At 72.0% G+C, this 14,396-nt stretch carries 14 protein-coding genes and 2 pseudogenes; 14 read left to right on the top strand and 2 right to left on the bottom strand.

Annotated elements, in window-relative coordinates:
- Positions 1 to 44: 44 nt before the first annotated feature.
- The 3 genes and pseudogenes from ACLJQM_RS31965 (at position 45) to ACLJQM_RS31955 (ending at position 3,133) form a co-directional block, all read left to right on the top strand.
- A complete protein-coding gene (locus tag ACLJQM_RS31965) occupies positions 45 to 1,418 on the top strand; it encodes a purine-cytosine permease family protein (protein ID WP_410634049.1) in 1,374 nt (457 codons plus the stop codon).
- Positions 1,419 to 1,462: 44 nt separating this feature from the next.
- On the top strand, positions 1,463 to 2,134 hold the full coding sequence (locus tag ACLJQM_RS31960) for an SDR family NAD(P)-dependent oxidoreductase (protein WP_410634047.1): 672 nt from the start codon (positions 1,463 to 1,465) through the stop codon (positions 2,132 to 2,134).
- Positions 2,131 to 3,133 (top strand): annotated as a pseudogene (locus ACLJQM_RS31955) (S-adenosylmethionine:tRNA ribosyltransferase-isomerase). The gene ACLJQM_RS31960 and the pseudogene ACLJQM_RS31955 overlap by 4 nt, the downstream one beginning before the upstream one ends.
- A 4-nt stretch (positions 3,134 to 3,137) precedes the next feature.
- Here ACLJQM_RS31955 and ACLJQM_RS31950 read toward each other — a convergent pair.
- The gene (locus ACLJQM_RS31950; protein ID WP_360774765.1) at positions 3,138 to 3,527 is read right to left on the bottom strand and encodes a hypothetical protein; all 390 of its coding nucleotides are present in this window, start codon (positions 3,525 to 3,527) and stop codon (positions 3,138 to 3,140) included.
- 315 nt (positions 3,528 to 3,842) lie between these two features.
- Between ACLJQM_RS31950 and ACLJQM_RS31945 the strand changes: the two genes are divergently transcribed.
- From ACLJQM_RS31945 to ACLJQM_RS31915, 7 genes and pseudogenes are all read left to right on the top strand, one after another.
- Complete coding sequence (locus ACLJQM_RS31945) at positions 3,843 to 4,901, top strand: ABC transporter substrate-binding protein (RefSeq protein WP_360774762.1); 1,059 nt, start codon at positions 3,843 to 3,845, stop codon at positions 4,899 to 4,901.
- Positions 4,902 to 4,963: 62 nt separating this feature from the next.
- On the top strand, positions 4,964 to 5,755 hold the full coding sequence (locus ACLJQM_RS31940; protein ID WP_360774759.1) for an ABC transporter ATP-binding protein: 792 nt from the start codon (positions 4,964 to 4,966) through the stop codon (positions 5,753 to 5,755).
- The gene (locus tag ACLJQM_RS31935; RefSeq protein WP_247013779.1) at positions 5,742 to 6,632 is read left to right on the top strand and encodes an ABC transporter permease; all 891 of its coding nucleotides are present in this window, start codon (positions 5,742 to 5,744) and stop codon (positions 6,630 to 6,632) included. The genes ACLJQM_RS31940 and ACLJQM_RS31935 overlap by 14 nt, the downstream gene beginning before the upstream one ends.
- A gap of 22 nt (positions 6,633 to 6,654) precedes the next feature.
- On the top strand, positions 6,655 to 6,996 hold the full coding sequence (locus tag ACLJQM_RS31930) for a PadR family transcriptional regulator (protein WP_360774756.1): 342 nt from the start codon (positions 6,655 to 6,657) through the stop codon (positions 6,994 to 6,996).
- Between the two features lie 32 nt (positions 6,997 to 7,028).
- Positions 7,029 to 7,580, top strand: a pseudogene (locus ACLJQM_RS31925) (helix-turn-helix domain-containing protein); the annotation flags it as partial.
- Between the two features lie 302 nt (positions 7,581 to 7,882).
- Positions 7,883 to 8,098 (top strand): hypothetical protein, encoded by a 216-nt coding sequence (locus ACLJQM_RS31920; protein ID WP_247013775.1) that lies wholly within the window; start codon positions 7,883 to 7,885, stop codon positions 8,096 to 8,098.
- A gap of 106 nt (positions 8,099 to 8,204) precedes the next feature.
- A complete protein-coding gene (locus ACLJQM_RS31915; protein WP_247013773.1) occupies positions 8,205 to 9,146 on the top strand; it encodes an acyl-ACP desaturase in 942 nt (313 codons plus the stop codon).
- A 63-nt stretch (positions 9,147 to 9,209) separates the two neighbouring features.
- Here the strand turns inward: ACLJQM_RS31915 and ACLJQM_RS31910 are convergent, their stop codons facing one another.
- A complete protein-coding gene (locus tag ACLJQM_RS31910) occupies positions 9,210 to 10,811 on the bottom strand; it encodes a DEAD/DEAH box helicase (protein WP_410634045.1) in 1,602 nt (533 codons plus the stop codon).
- Positions 10,812 to 11,045: 234 nt separating this feature from the next.
- Between ACLJQM_RS31910 and ACLJQM_RS31905 the strand changes: the two genes are divergently transcribed.
- Genes ACLJQM_RS31905 through ACLJQM_RS31890 form a run of 4 tightly spaced genes read left to right on the top strand, consistent with a single transcriptional unit; the run spans position 11,046 to position 14,366 of the window.
- Positions 11,046 to 12,752, top strand: coding sequence for an acyl-CoA dehydrogenase (locus tag ACLJQM_RS31905; RefSeq protein ID WP_410634044.1), 1,707 nt, complete (start codon positions 11,046 to 11,048; stop codon positions 12,750 to 12,752).
- A complete protein-coding gene (locus ACLJQM_RS31900) occupies positions 12,752 to 13,198 on the top strand; it encodes a nitroreductase family deazaflavin-dependent oxidoreductase (RefSeq protein ID WP_410634043.1) in 447 nt (148 codons plus the stop codon). The genes ACLJQM_RS31905 and ACLJQM_RS31900 overlap by 1 nt, the downstream gene beginning before the upstream one ends.
- Positions 13,195 to 13,959 (top strand): 2-keto-4-pentenoate hydratase, encoded by a 765-nt coding sequence (locus ACLJQM_RS31895; protein WP_360774745.1) that lies wholly within the window; start codon positions 13,195 to 13,197, stop codon positions 13,957 to 13,959. The genes ACLJQM_RS31900 and ACLJQM_RS31895 overlap by 4 nt, the downstream gene beginning before the upstream one ends.
- Positions 13,956 to 14,366 carry a hypothetical protein gene (locus ACLJQM_RS31890; RefSeq protein WP_360774743.1) on the top strand — a complete coding sequence of 137 codons (411 nt, stop codon included), beginning with the start codon at positions 13,956 to 13,958 and terminating at the stop codon, positions 14,364 to 14,366. The genes ACLJQM_RS31895 and ACLJQM_RS31890 overlap by 4 nt, the downstream gene beginning before the upstream one ends.
- Positions 14,367 to 14,396: the final 30 nt, after the last annotated feature.

Here is a 14,396-nt window from a genome sequence, read left to right as displayed (position 1 = left end):
GGCGGCGCTTTAGGGTGAAGCCCGGGGCGAACGAGAGGCAGGAAATGAGCGGACGTGGTCTGGACGCCGAGGTCTTCGGCGGGCGGATGCCCACCGGCGGCGGTGACCTGGCGATCGAAACCCACGGTATCGCGCCGGTCCCGGAGGGCAACCGGTTCGGCAGGCCGTGGCGGCTGTTCAGCGTGTGGTTCGCGCCCAACCTGACGATGACGGCGGTGTTCACCGGCACCCTCGCCGCGTCGCTCGGCCTCGGCTTCTGGACCGGGCTGGCGGCGATGCTCGCGGGGACCGTGCTCGGGTCGCTGCCGGTCGCGTACCTGTCCACCTGGGGCCCGCGCACCGGCACCGGCCAGCTGCCGCTGGCCCGGCTGCCGTTCGGCGGCGGGGTCGTCCTGCCCGGCCTGGTGCAGTGGCTCGGCTCGATCGCGTGGGACGCGCTCGTCGGGCTGTTCGGCGGTGAGGCGCTGGCCGAGCTGACCGGGCTGCCGTTCTGGGCGGCGGTGCTGATCGTGCTGGTGCTGCAGTGCGCGCTCGGCGTGTTCGGCTACGCGCTGATCCACCGCGTCCAGGCGGTGATGAGCGTGCTGCTGGTGCTCGCGTTCGCCGCGCTCGCCGTGAAGGTCCTTTCCGGCCACCCGATCGCGGCGGTGGACACGGCTTCGGGTGCCGACCTGGCCGGCGGCGTCGTCCTGTTCACGACGATCACGTTGTCGCTGGCGATCTCCTGGGCGCCCTACGCGTCGGACTTCAGCCGCTACCTGCCCGCGTCGACGTCGTCGCGCAGTGTCTTCTGGGCGACGCTGCTCGGTCTCGTCGCGTCGTACGCGATCGGCGAGGGGCTCGGGCTCGCGCTGGGGTCGTCGCTGGGCGACCAGACGGCGTCCGGCGTCGCGAAACTGCTCGGCGGCGGGTTCCTGGGCGCGCTGGCGCTCGCGGTGATCGCGCTGGCGGCGGTGTCGTCGAACGCGATGAACGACTACAGCGGTTCGCTGGCCCTGCAGACGGTCGGCGTCCGGTTGCGGCGCCCGGTGTCGGCGGTCGTCGTGACGGTGCTGGCGTTCGCGCTGATCCTCTGGATGCACAGCGGCGACCTGTCCGCGAAGTTCGAGAACGTGCTGCTGTTCGTCAGCTACTGGATCCCGCCGTTCCTCGGCGTGGTCGTCCCGGACTGGCTCGCGCGCACTCGCGGCGGGCAGCGGGTGGACGTCCTCGCGTCGGATTCCGTGCGGCCGTGGGCGGCGGTCGTGGCGTTCGTGCTCGGTTTCGGCGCGGCGGTGCCGTTCATGAACACGTCCCTCTACACGGGACCGGTGGCGGCGGCGCTGCACGGCGCGGATCTGGCCTATTACGTCGGGCTCGTCGTTTCGCTGGCAGCGTACTTCCTGCTGCGCGGCCGGTCCCGGGTTGACCTCAAGTAACATAGAGGTTTCACGATGGTGTGGTATCCCTCGGAGGAGGAACCATGCCAACCGCACTCGTGACCGGCGCGTCCGCCGGTCTGGGCCGGGCGCTCGCCGCGGCCCTGGTGAGTCGCAAGTGGACGGTCGTCGGCGACGGCCGGGACGCGGCCGCGTTGTTCGCGGCCGCACGGGAAACCGGCTTCACGGCCGTCCCCGGCGACGTCGCCGACCCGGCCCACCGCGCCCAGCTGGCCGCCGCCTGCCCGTCGCTCGACCTGCTCGTCAACAACGCGAGCTCGCTGGGCGTCAGCCCGCTGCCGTCCTTGGGGAGCTACCCCTTGGCGGAGCTGGAGGACGTCTACCGCGTGAATGTGTTCGCGCCGCTGGCGCTGACGCAGCTGCTCCTGCCCGCGCTGACGGCCGCGCGCGGGACGGTGCTCGACATCAGCTCGGACGCGGCCGTCGAAGCCTACGAAGGCTGGGGCGCCTACGGTTCGGCGAAGGCCGCGCTCGACCAGCTCACGGCGGTGCTGGGCGCGGAAAACCCGGACCTGGCGGTGTACGCGGTCGACCCGGGCGACCTGCGCACGACGATGCATCAGCGCGCGTTCCCCGGCGAGGACATCTCGGACCGGCCGCTGCCGTCGTCGGTCGTCCCGGCGTTCCTGCGGTTGCTGGACGAGCGCCCACCCAGCGGCCGCTACCGCGCGGCGGACCTCCTCGTGACCGCATGAACATCCGGTTCGAGCTGCCCGCGGAGCTGTCGGCGTCGGCCCCGCCGGAGGCCCGCGGCCTGGCGCGCGACGAGGTCCGCCTGCTGGTGGCCGGGCCCTCGGGCGTCCACCACACGGTGTTTTCGGCGCTGGGCTCGTTCCTGTCCGCCGGTGACCTGCTGGTGGTGAACACGTCGGGGACGCTGCCGGCGGCGGTGGACGCCGTCCGGGCCGGGCGCCCGGTGGTCGTCCACTTCGCCTCGCCGCTCGACGACGGCGGCTGGGTGGTGGAGCTGCGCGCCCCCGGCGGCCCGCTGCTCGACGGCCGTCCCGGCGAGGTCCTGGACCTGCCCGGCGGCGCGTCGCTGACGCTGCGATCCCCGGTGACCGAGGCTGTGGCGCGCTTCGGTGGCGGTCGAAGGCCCGGTCCCGGGCTTCCTCGCCGCGGCCGGGCGTCCGATCCGCTACGGGTACGTCCCGGGCGCGTGGCCGCTGTCGGACTACCAGACGGTGTTCGCCCGCGAGCCGGGCAGCGCGGAGATGCCCTCGGCGTCCCGCCCGTTCACGACGGAGCTGGTGACCCGCCTGGTGACGGACGGCGTGCTGTTCGCACCGCTGCTGCTGCACACGGGGGTGTCGTCCCCGGAGGCGGACGAGCCACCCCAGCCGGAGCGCTTCCGCGTCCCGCCGACGACGGCGGCGCTGGTCTCGTGGGTCCGGTCGCGAGGCGGCCGGGTGATCGCGGTGGGCACGACGGCGGCCCGCGCCCTGGAGTCGGCGTTCGCTGCCGGCGAGGCGCACGCGGCGGAGGGCTGGACGGACCTGGTCCTGGGCCCGGACCACCCGGCCCGCCTGGTGGACGGCATCGTGACGGGCCTGCACGCCCCGGAGGCGTCCCACTTGCTGCTGCTGGAGTCGGTGGTCGGCCACGACCGCGTCCAGCACGCTTACGACGCGGCGGTGGAGCGCCGGTACCTGTGGCACGAGTTCGGCGACGTGTCGCTGCTGCTGCGCCGCTGACCCGCTAGTGGCCGGCCTCGATCCGGCGGGACCTCAGGAGGCCGGCCACCGCCACCACCGCGATGCCCAGGCCCACGCCGCTGACGATCGATGCCACCAGGCTTGCCGTTGCCGTGGCCAGGCCGAACGCGCCCGCGATGTAGACCGGGATGCAGATCGCCACCGGCAGCCACGTCCGCAGCGAGAACGCGCGGTCCGAGGCCAGCCACAGGACCAGCGCCACGGCCGCGCCCGTCACGACCGGGATCGCCCAGACGACCAGGCTCGTCACCGCGTCCATGCCGAGTGACCGGAGCCACTCGAAGGACGCCTGGCCCAGTCCGATGAACAGCACGACCAGCGCCACGCGGACGCCGGCGACGCCGTGGCCTCGTCGATGTGCGGTGCTCGTCATCTCTTCCCTCCCGGATCGGTCGTCACCGGTACCACGTTCGGGTGACGCCGGCGGTTGCCCGCGTTACGGGATTTCTCCGAAGCGGCCTTTCTTCCCGGATGCCGGGAAGAAAGCGCGGGCCCTCGCGTCCGGCCCGGCGACCCAGCATGCTCTTGCCGCACCACGCTCCACCTGGTTGAACGGTCCGCAGTAGGGGCACGCGCCGCCGATGTCAAGGAATCTCACGAGAATTCCCGGGATGCGGATGGCTATGCGCCCTAGTGGGTGACCGTGCGAACCTCGCCCCGAACACCGATCCCGAAAGGCGACGCTGACGTGCGCACCCACCACAGAACCCGCTTCCTGGCCTCGGCGCTGGCCGCCCTGACCGTCGCGGGCGTGCTCGCCGGCTGTTCACGCGCGGACAGCAGCGCCGCGCCGGCCGCCGACCAGGGCACCGCCGGCGAGGTGCGCGTCGGGTTCTTCCCGAACGTCACCCACGCTCCCGCGCTCATCGGCGCGAAGAAGGACTTCTTCAAGAACGAGCTCGGCTCGACCAAGCTCACCACCCAGACTTTCAACGCCGGCCCCGAAGAGGTCAACGCCCTGCTCGGCGGCTCCCTCGACGTCGCCTTCCTCGGCTCCGGCCCGGCGATCAACGCCTTCACCAAGTCCAAGGGTGCCATCCAGCTGATCTCGGGCGCCGTCTCCGGTGGCGCGCAGCTGGTCGTCAAGCCGGACATCACCGACGTCGAGCAGCTCAAGGGCAAGAACATCGCGACGCCGCAGCTGGCCAACACCCAGGACGTCGCGCTCAAGAAGTTCCTGGCCGGCAAGAAGCTGACCGACCAGGTCAAGATCACCAACACCGACAACCCGAAGACGCTGGACGCCTTCAAGAAGGGCGAGGTCGACGGCGGCTGGCTGCCCGAGCCGTGGGCGTCCCGGCTGGTCCTCGACGCCGGCGCGAAGGTGCTCGTCGACGAGAAGACCCTTTGGCCGGGCGGGCGCTTCCCGACCACCGTCGTGATCGTGCGCAGCGAGTTCCTGCAGCAGCACCCGGACACCGTCCGCGCGCTGCTGAAGGGCGAGCTCGCCGCGATCGACTGGGCCAAGGCCAACCCGGCGGAGGCGAAGACCGTGGTCAACGGCGCTCTCAAGGAGCTGGCCGGCAGTACCCTGAGCGCCGCGGTCCTGGACCGCGCGTTCTCCGGCATCGAGCTGACCACCGACCCCGTCGCCGCCGAATTCCCGCAGCTCGCGCAGGACTCGGTGACGGCAGGCGTGGTGAAGACGGCGGTGGCGCTCAAGGGCTTCGCCGACTTCGGCCCGCTGAACGAGGTGCTGAAGGCCAAGAACCTGCCCGCCGTCGAAGCTCCCGAACTGACGAAGTGAAACCGGGGGCTCCGCGACCCGGAACCCCCGAAACCGAGAGTGATGTGGAGAGGCAGCCAGCGATGACCACCACCCTCCCGACCGGCCGGCCCCGGTTCACCGGCGCGACCGCGGTGCGGCTCGACGGCGTGCGCAAGACGTTCGGCCCGGCCGGTCGCGCGGTCGTCGCGCTCGACGGCGTCGACCTGACGGTGGCGCCCGGCGAGTTCGTCTGCCTGCTGGGCGCGTCCGGCTGCGGCAAGAGCACGCTGCTGAACCTCGTCGCCGGGCTGGACGCGCCGTCGGCGGGGGAGATCACGCTGAACACGTCGCGGCCCGCGGTCATGTTCCAGGAGGCCGCGCTGATGCCGTGGCTGACCGCGTCCCGCAACGTGGAGCTGCCGCTGCGGCTGGCCGGGTTCGGCCGGGCCGAGCGCCGCGAAAAGGCCGCCGAGCTGCTGGAACTGGTCCGGCTGACGGACGCGGCGAACAAGCGCCCGCACGAGCTGTCCGGTGGCATGCGGCAGCGCGTCGCGCTGGCCCGGGCGCTGGCGGCGACCCTGCGCGTCGGCGGTGACCCGGAGCAGTCGCTGCTGCTGATGGACGAGCCGTTCGCCGCGCTCGACGCCATCACCCGCGACTGCCTCCAGGGCGAGCTGCTGCGCGTCTACCGCAGCACGAACACGTCGGTGCTGTTCGTGACGCACGACGTGCGCGAAGCGGTCCGGCTCGGCCAGCGGGTCGTGCTCCTGTCGTCGCGGCCCGGCCGGGTCGTGCGCGAGTGGACGGACGTGCCGCTGGCCGACGCCGAGGAGCTGACCGAGGAAATCACGGGCCACCTGCGCGAGGTGATCAGCACCCATGCCGCAGCTTGACCGGGCCGGTGCGGAGGTCGAGGACCTCGAAGCCGTCGGGTCCGGCCTCGACGCCCTCGACGCCCCGGTGGGGGAACGCCGGCCCAGCTTCTGGAAGCGCTTCGCCTGGGGATTCCTGCCGCCCCTGGGCGCGCTCGTACTCCTGGTCGTCGTCTGGCAGATCCTCTGGGCGGCGGCGTTCTGGCCCGAGTCGCAGCTGCCGGCGCCGCTGGCGGTGTGGGACGAGTTCTGGAGCAACGTCACCGACGGCAAGGTCTTCGGCTTCGTCTGGACGTCGGTCCACCGCGCGGCGCTCGGCTTCCTCGTCGGCGTCCTGATCGGTACCCCGCTGGGCCTGGTGGTGGCCAAGGTCCGCCTGGTCCGCGCGGCGATCGGCCCCCTGCTGAGCGGCCTGCAGAGCCTCCCGTCGGTGGCCTGGGTCCCGGCGGCGATCCTGTGGTTCGGCATCAACGACGCGGCGATCTACTTCGTCGTGCTGCTGGGCTCGGTCCCGTCGATCGCGAACGGCCTGGTGTCCGGCATCGACCAGATCCCGCCGATCCTGCCCCGCGTCGGCCAGGTGATGGGCGCGAACCGCCTGTCCTCGGCCCGCCACATCCTGCTGCCGGCCGCACTGCCGGGCTTCTTGGCGGGGCTGAAGCAGGGCTGGGCGTTCTCGTGGCGCTCGCTGATGGCCGCGGAGCTGATCGCGCTGTCCCCGCAGCTGGGGATCGGGCTGGGGGCGTACCTGAACCAGGGCTCGTCGTTCAACAGCATGGAGACGGTGATCGCGGCGATCTTCCTGATCCTGCTGGTCGGGGTGGGGATCGAGCTGCTGGTGTTCCGTCCGCTGGAGCGGGCCGTGCTGCGCGCGCGGGGGCTTACTGCTTCGCTGTAGTGCCCCTAGGTAGAGTTCTAGCATGGCTGGTGACCGCGGACCACGCATGACGCTGCCCACGCAGCTCGTCCTGCACGTCCTGATCGACGACCCGGACCGCGAGATGTACGGCCTCCAGCTCTGCGAGGCGGCCGGCCTGGCGAGCGGCACGATCCACCCGATCCTGGCGCGGCTGGAGAAGGCGGGCTGGCTGACCAGCCGCTGGGAGGAGATCGACGCCCGCGACGAGGGCCGGCCACGGCGGCGGTACTACCGCCTCGACCCGAACAACCTCGCCACGGTCCGGGCCGCCCTGCACCGGGCGGCCCCGGCGGCCAAGGCGCTGGGCCGGCTGCGTCCGGGGCGGGCGGGGGAAACCTCGTGAACGTTCCCTCGGACATGTGGGAAAGGCGCGAGATGCGAGCCGCGCTCGCGGTGCGCGACATCGGCAAGGTCTTCCGCCTGCTGCGGGAGTCCGGTGTCCCGCAGCGCCGGATCGCCGCGATGACCGGCCACCGGCAGTCCGAGGTGGCGGAGATCGTCAAAGGACGCGGCGTCTGGGCCTACGACGTGCTCGAGCGCATCGCCGACGGTCTCGGCGTTCCGCGCGGCTACCTGGGCCTCGCCTACGACGAAACCACGGTGGCACCGGTCGACGATGAAGAAGCGGCGAAGCGGCGAAAGTTTCTCGCGCACGCCTACCAGGTGACCATGGGCGCGGCGGTCTTCGGATCGGAGCCGGGCACCTCCCCGTGGCGTCGGCCGGTGCCCGAGCGGATCGGGATGGTCGAAGTGCGCCAAGTCGAGGCCGCGACGCGCGCTTTCCGGACCTTGGAGCAGCAGTACGGAGGTGAATTCTGCCGCTCGGCGGCCGAGGCGGAGCTTGTCTGGGCCGATGAACTGCTGGAAGCCGGAGCCGCTGCGCCGGTGAAGGCGCGGCTCGTCGAAGCGGTCATCGAGCTCGAGGCGTTTTGCCGAGCGCTGGCGGAAGCGCGGTCGACTGCCGCCACACCCGAGCCGGACGGCCCTCCGGCCGTGGTGCCTCGGCGGCCGGTGGCTCGCGCGTCCCAGCGAGCCGCCGAATGGGCGTCGCGGGCCGTCCCCGCCGTCGAGCGCGAGCGCTACTTCGACGAGTACCTCAGCGAGCTCGACGACCTCGCCCAGTCGGCCCGCCCTCGCCGAGCTCAGCTGCTCTACGTCCTCCGCCTCTTCAGCCGCCTCCCGGCCCTCCGCTTCGCCCTTCGCGGTTCGAAAGCCCGGGAGCTGGCGCGGTGAAGGTGGTCGACGCTTTCACCCACGTCGTCGCCTCGGCCGAGCGGACCCGCAACACCATCCGCCTCCTGCGGGTCGTCGTCATCGGCGCCGCCCTGCTCCTCGCCGAGCTGTGCGCCGCCGTCGCGCTGCTGCCCGCCGGGGTGTCGGCCGGGCTGCTCGCGCTCGTTCCCGGGGCCGGGGCCTGGTGGTGGGTGAAAAGCCGGCGGAGGTGACATCGCTCTCGGAACGCTTCCGGTTCCGCGTTCGTTGTCGTTACCTACGGCTCCGTAAGTTACGGTTCCGTAGGTCACGCCCCCCGATCCCCGGAAGGACGCGCGCATGACCGTTCCCGAGAGCACCGCACTCATGTACGAGCTCGAGGGGACGGTCGAGGAGAACCTCAACCGCCACCTCGCCGCAGCGCAGGAATGGATGCCGCACGAATACGTGCCGTGGAGTGAGGGGCGGAACTTCGCCGACCTCGGCGGGGAGGCGTGGGATCCGGAGCAGTCGCGCGTCACGCCGATCGCGCGGACCGCGCTCGAGGTCAACCTGCTGACCGAGGACAACCTGCCCAGCTACCACCGCGAGATCGAGCGCGCCTTCGGCCGCGACGGCGCCTGGGGCACCTGGGTGCACCGCTGGACGGCCGAGGAGGGCCGGCACGGCATCTGCATCCGGGACTACCTGCTCGTCACGCGCGCGGTCGACCCGGTCGAGCTCGAGCGGATGCGCATGGAGACCATGCAGGCCGGCTACGAAACCGGCGACAAGCCGCTGCTGCGCGTCTGCGCCTACGTCTCGTTCCAGGAGCTCGCGACGCGCCTTTCGCACCGCAACACCGGCCGCTACACCCAGGACCCGCTGGCCGAGAAGCTGCTCGCCCGCGTCTCCACCGACGAGAACCTGCACATGGTCTTCTACCGGAACCTGGTGAAGGCGGCGTTCGAGATCTCGCCGGACGCCATGATGCGGGCGATCACCGACGAGGTCGTCGACTTCGCGATGCCCGGCGCGGTCATCCCGAGCTTCGCCCGCAAGGCGGCGCTGATCGCCAAGGCCGGCATCTACGACCTGCGCATCCACCACGACGACGTCGTGATGCCGCTGCTGCGCTACTGGAGGGTGTTCGACCGGGAGGGGTTCGGCGAGGTCGGCGAGACCGCGCGCGAAGAGCTCGCCGCGTTCATCAAGACCCTGGACACGCAGGCCGCGCGCTTCGAGGAACGTCGTGACGCCGCGGCCGCCCGGGCCGCCGCCCGCGGTCTGCCCGCACTCTGACCTGCGTGAAGGCCCCCTTGCGGAACTTCGAGTTCCGCAAGGGGGCCTTCACGAACGCTGAGCTCAGCGGCCGGTGCGCCGGGCGCCCGCGCGGGTGCCCGACGAGAAAGCCGCCGCGCCGCCGGTGCGGTTGCCCGTGGCCGGGGCGCCCGCGCGACGGGAGCCGCCGGACGCGGCCGCGCCGCCCGTGCGCCGGGCGCCGCCCGAAGCGGGGGCGTCCGACCGGCGGGCACCGCCCGAAGCCGGCGCACCCGAGCGGCGCGAGCCGCCCGAAGCGGGAGCGCCCGAGCGGCGCGAGCCACCCGAAGTGCCACCCGACCGGCGCGAATCGCCGCCGGAGCGGCCCGAACCGGGCTGGTCTTCACGCCGCACGCGGGCCTGCTGACCGCCGCGGTTCTCCTTCGGCGCTCCGCCGCGACGCCCGCGTCCGGAACCGGTACCCGGCGCCGCGCCGGACGCCGTCACCTTCTTCGGGCGGTTGTCGACCGCGGGGGCCTTCGAGAACGTCCGCTCGCCCGGGGCCAGCTCCGCCAGCAGCGGGTGACCCGGTCCGAGCTGGGTCGTCGTCGGCTTGATGCCCGCCTTGCGCGTGAGGTCGCGCACGTCGCGGACCTGCGCATCGGTCATCAGCGTCACCACCGTGCCCGACGCGCCCGCGCGTGCCGTGCGGCCCGAGCGGTGCAGGTACGCCTTGTGCTCGACCGGCGGGTCGGCGTGGATGACCAGCCGGACGTCGTCGACGTGGATGCCGCGGGCCGCGATGTCGGTCGCGACCAGCGTCTTCGCCGTGCCCGAGGAGAACGCCTCGAGGTTGCGCGTGCGCGCGTTCTGGCCCAGGTTGCCGTGCAGTTCGACCGCCGGCACGCCCGAAGCCACGAGCTTGCGCGTCAGCGCCTTCGCGCGGCTCTTCGTCCGGGTGAACACCAGCGTGCGGCCCGGCGCCGCGGTCAGGTCGACCAGCACCGGCAGCCGGTGGGTCTCCTCGAGGTGCAGGACGTGGTGCTCCATCGTCGACACCGGCGACTGCGCCGAGTCGACGCTGTGCGTGATCGGGTCGTTCATGAAGCGCTTGACCAGCACGTCGACGCCGTTGTCCAGCGTCGCGGAGAACAGCATCCGCTGCCCGCGCGAGGGCGTCTGGTCCATGATCCGCCGCACCTCGGGCAGAAAGCCCAGATCGGCCATGTGGTCGGCCTCGTCCAGCACGGTGATCTCGATCGCGTCGAGCTTCACGTGCCCGGAGCGCATGTGGTCGGCGAGCCGGCCGGGGCAGGCGACGACGATGTCGACGCCGTCGCGCAGCTTCGTGATCTGCGGGTTCGCGCTGACGCCGCCGAAGATCGTGGTGGTCCGGAGGCCCAGCGGCTTGGCCAGCGGCAGGATCGACGCCTCGATCTGCGTCGCGAGCTCGCGCGTCGGCGCGAGGATCAGCGCGCGGGGGCGCCCGGGCTTGCGCCGCGTCGGGCCCGCGGCGAGGCGGGTGAGCACGGGCAGCACGAAGCCGTACGTCTTGCCGGAGCCGGTGCGGCCGCGGCCGAGGACGTCCCGGCCGGCGAGGGTGTGCGGCAGGGTCGCCGCCTGGATGGGGAAGGGCTCGGTGACGCCCTGGGAGGCCAGCGCCGCCACGAGCGGGGTGGGCAGGCCGAGTTCAGCGAAAGTACTCATAAGTCGTGCGGGCACGCGGGTGCCCTGGTCTCCGTAACATGAGAAGGGTTGTCCTGCCCGGCGCAGACCGGCGTGCGGCCGCGGCGCGTGGTAGTCGACAACAGCAGCGGGCCGAGGCAGAACTGAGCGGCCCGCATGATCAGTATAGCGGGGAAGGGTGACGTACCCCCAGTGAGATTGCCCGCACTCGCGCCGCCTTGCTAAGTTACCGGTCGGTAATCGAGGAGGACCCCCATGCTGCTGAACCCGCGCGAGTACGACCCGGCGCACTTCGACGCCGAGACCCGGCGCCTGCTGCGCGCCACCATCGACTGGTTCGAACAGCGCGGCAAGGCGAAGCTGACCGAGGACTACCACAGCCGCACCTTCTACGCGGACTTCCTCGAGTTCGCGGGCAAGGAAGGCCTGTTCTCGATCTTCCTGACGCCGTCGGCGAACGCCGGCGGCAACCCGGACAAGCGCTGGGACACCGCCCGCGTCGCCGCGCTCTCGGAAATCCTGGGGTTCTACGGGTTGAACTACTGGTACCCGTGGCAGGTCACGATCCTCGGCCTCGGCCCGGTGTGGCAGAGCGGCAACGACGTCGCCCGCAAGCGCGCGGCGGACGCGCTGGACGCCGGGGGAGTCGGCGCGTTCGGACTGTCCGAAAAGGACCACGGCGCCGACATCTACTCCTCGGACCTGGTGCTGACCGAGGACGGCGACGGCTACCGCGCGACCGGCTCGAAGTACTACATCGGCAACGGCAACTGCGCGCGCACGGTGTCGGTCTTCGGCCGCATCGACGGTGTCGAGGGCCCGGACCAGTACGTCTTCTTCTACGCCGACTCCGAGCACCCGAACTACCACGTGGTCAAGAACGTGGTGCCGTCGCAAATGTACGTCGCCGAGTTCCGGCTCGAGGACTACCCGGTGCGCGCCGAGGACATCCTGCACGTCGGCGCCGAAGCCTTCAGCGCCGCGCTGAACACGGTCAACATCGGCAAGTTCAACCTCTGCTTCGGCGGCATCGGCATGGCGACGCACTCGCTGTACGAGGCCATCACGCACGCGCACAACCGCGTCCTCTACGGCAAGCCCGTGACGGACTTCCCGCACGTGCGCCGCGAGTTCGTCGAGGCCTACGCGCGGCTGACCGCGATGAAGCTGTTCTCCGACCGCGCCGTCGACTACTTCCGCAGCGCGAATCCGGACGACCGCCGCTACCTGTTGTTCAACCCGATCACCAAGATGAAGGTGACGACCGAGGCGCAGAAGGTGATCGGCCTGGTCGCCGACGTCGTGGCGGCCAAGGGCTTCGAAGCCGACACCTACCTGGCGATGTCCAAGAACGACATCGACGGGCTCCCGAAGCTCGAAGGCACGGTGGCGGTGAACCTCGCGCTGATCGCGAAGTTCATGCCCGCGTACCTGTTCGCCCCGCAGGAGTACGCGCCGGTCGGCACCCGCACCGACGCCGCGGACGACGAGTTCCTCTTCCGCCAGGGCCCGGCGCGCGGCCTGTCGAAGGTGCGCTTCCACGACTGGAAGACCGCGTACGCCGAAGCCGCGCACATCCCGAACGTCGCGCTGTTCACCGAGCAGGCCGGGTACCTGGTCAAGCTGCTCACCGAGGCGGCGCCGGACGAGGCGCAGCAGGCCGACCTCGACTTCGGGCTCGCGCTGACCGAGCTGTTCACGCTGATCGTGTACGGCCAGCTGGTCCTGGAGCAGGCCCGGATCACCGGGCTCGACGACGAGGTCGCCGACCAGATCTTCGCGGTGCTGGTGCAGGACTTCAGCGCCGCGGCGGTGGACCTCAACGGCAAGGCGAGCTCGACCGGAGCCCAGCAGGCGATCGCCCTGGCCGCGGTGCGGAAGCCGGTGGTGGACACCGCGCGGTTCGAGAACGTCTGGGCCCGCGTGCGGGAGCTTTCCGGGGTCTACGCTATGACCCCGTGATGGCGAGGAAGTACCGGCTGGGCGTGACGCGGAAGGCCGCGAACGGCGTCGTGACGGCGTTGCTGGCGCTCGGGATCCCGGTCACCGGCGGCACCGGGTTCCTGCTCACCACGCGCGGGCGCCGCACCGGCGTGGACCGGACCACTCCGGTCAACGTCCTCGAGGTCGACGGCGAGCGCTGGCTCGTCTCGCCGTACGGCCAGGTCGGCTGGGTGCACAACCTGCGCGCCGACCCGGCCGCCCGGCTCCGGCGCGGCCGCAGGCGCGAGACGTGGGAGGTCGAGGAGGCCGGTGCCGCCACGGCCGGTCCGGTGCTGCGCACCTACGTCCGCAAGATCCCGGTGACGGCGCCGTTCTTCGACGCGAAGCTCAGCGACCCGGCGGACGTCTTCGCGGCGGAAGCCGATCGACACCCGGTGTTCCGCTTGGCAAGATCAAGAGCGTGAACCGAGAGCGGGCGGCGGAGCTGATCTGGGACGCGTGGCAGACCGGCGAGCGCCTGGACGGGCTGCCGCCCGACGCCCGCCCATGCGACGCCGCGGAGGGCATGGCGGCCCAGACGGCGCTCGCCGAGCTGGCCGGCCCGGTGTCGGGCTGGAAGATCGCCGCGACCACGGTGTACGCCCGGCAGTACCTGGACGTCCCCGGCCCGCTGCCGGGCGCGATGTTCGCGCGCTTCCAGCACACCGAGGGCGAGGCGGTCCCGGCCGACACGATGACGATGGGCGTCGCCGAACCCGAGTTCGCGTTCCGCCTGAAGGCTGACCCGGGCCTGTCGCCGTCCCTGACCGGCGTGCTCGACGCGGTCGACACGATGTTCCTGGCGGTGGAGCTCCCGGACAGCCGCTACACCGACCACCAGCACGCGGGCGGCCCGCAGCTGCTGGCGGACATGGCGTGCGCGGGCCGCTTCGTCGAGGGCCGCCCGGTCCCGGGCTGGCGCGACCTCGACCTCCCCCGCCGCCCGGTGGTCCTGCACGCGAACGGCGAAGAGTTTTCGCGCGGCAGCGGAAGCCTGGTCCTGGGCGACCCGAGGCTGGCGTTGCACTGGCTGGCGATGGAGCTCCCTCGCCACGGCCTCGCGTTGCGCCCCGGCGACATCGTGACGACGGGAACGGCGACCCCGCCGTGCCCGATCCGCGCGGGCGGCCGGGTCCTGGCGGACTTCGGTGAGCTGGGCAGCGTGGAAGTGCGGTTCGCCGCATGACGATCCGGCCCGGCTTCGTGGTGCTCGCTGTGCTCGTCGTGGCGCTCGACGCCGGCCTCTGGTGGTTCTCGCGCGGCCAGCACCAGTCCACCGCGCGGATCGGTTTCCTGGTCGCCTTCGTGCTGTTGCTGGCGTTGCTCGCGGCGGCCGCCGGCGTGGTCCGGTGGGAGGTCGCGGCGCCGCTCGGGGCGGCGTCGACGTCGGGGCTGCTGTTCGTCGGTGCGGCGGCGATCTTCAGCGTCGGCTTCGGTTTCCTGCTGCTGGCGGTGATCGAGGCGGCACTGGTCCGCCGGCTGGTGCTGGACGACTCGCCGGCCGGCTGGCGCAACGGCACCGGGGTGATCAGCTCGGCGGCGGCCGTCGTCCCGGTGGCGTTGTTCGCGATCGGGCTCTTCGCGCTCCGCTGAGCCGTTTTTGTCGGTGCCCCCTGCCACGAT

This window comes from Amycolatopsis sp. cmx-4-83, assembly GCF_046548815.1.
Lineage (GTDB): Bacteria > Actinomycetota > Actinomycetes > Mycobacteriales > Pseudonocardiaceae > Amycolatopsis > Amycolatopsis pretoriensis_A.
Note: the sequence above shows the minus strand (reverse complement) of the source record. Positions and strands in the feature narration are given on the sequence as shown.

Excerpts from the sequence above, each read along its gene's own strand:
- ACLJQM_RS31965 (WP_410634049.1), top strand. The coding sequence starts at position 45 with ATGAGCGGACGTGGTCTGGACGCCGAGGTCTTCGGCGGGCGGATGCCC.
- ACLJQM_RS31960 (WP_410634047.1), top strand. The coding sequence starts at position 1,463 with ATGCCAACCGCACTCGTGACCGGCGCGTCCGCCGGTCTGGGCCGGGCG.
- ACLJQM_RS31950 (WP_360774765.1), bottom strand. The coding sequence starts at position 3,527 with ATGACGAGCACCGCACATCGACGAGGCCACGGCGTCGCCGGCGTCCGC.
- ACLJQM_RS31940 (WP_360774759.1), top strand. The coding sequence starts at position 4,964 with ATGACCACCACCCTCCCGACCGGCCGGCCCCGGTTCACCGGCGCGACC.
- ACLJQM_RS31935 (WP_247013779.1), top strand. The coding sequence starts at position 5,742 with ATGCCGCAGCTTGACCGGGCCGGTGCGGAGGTCGAGGACCTCGAAGCC.
- ACLJQM_RS31930 (WP_360774756.1), top strand. The coding sequence starts at position 6,655 with ATGGCTGGTGACCGCGGACCACGCATGACGCTGCCCACGCAGCTCGTC.
- ACLJQM_RS31915 (WP_247013773.1), top strand. The coding sequence starts at position 8,205 with ATGACCGTTCCCGAGAGCACCGCACTCATGTACGAGCTCGAGGGGACG.
- ACLJQM_RS31910 (WP_410634045.1), bottom strand. The coding sequence starts at position 10,811 with ATGAGTACTTTCGCTGAACTCGGCCTGCCCACCCCGCTCGTGGCGGCG.
- ACLJQM_RS31905 (WP_410634044.1), top strand. The coding sequence starts at position 11,046 with ATGCTGCTGAACCCGCGCGAGTACGACCCGGCGCACTTCGACGCCGAG.
- ACLJQM_RS31900 (WP_410634043.1), top strand. The coding sequence starts at position 12,752 with ATGGCGAGGAAGTACCGGCTGGGCGTGACGCGGAAGGCCGCGAACGGC.
- ACLJQM_RS31890 (WP_360774743.1), top strand. The coding sequence starts at position 13,956 with ATGACGATCCGGCCCGGCTTCGTGGTGCTCGCTGTGCTCGTCGTGGCG.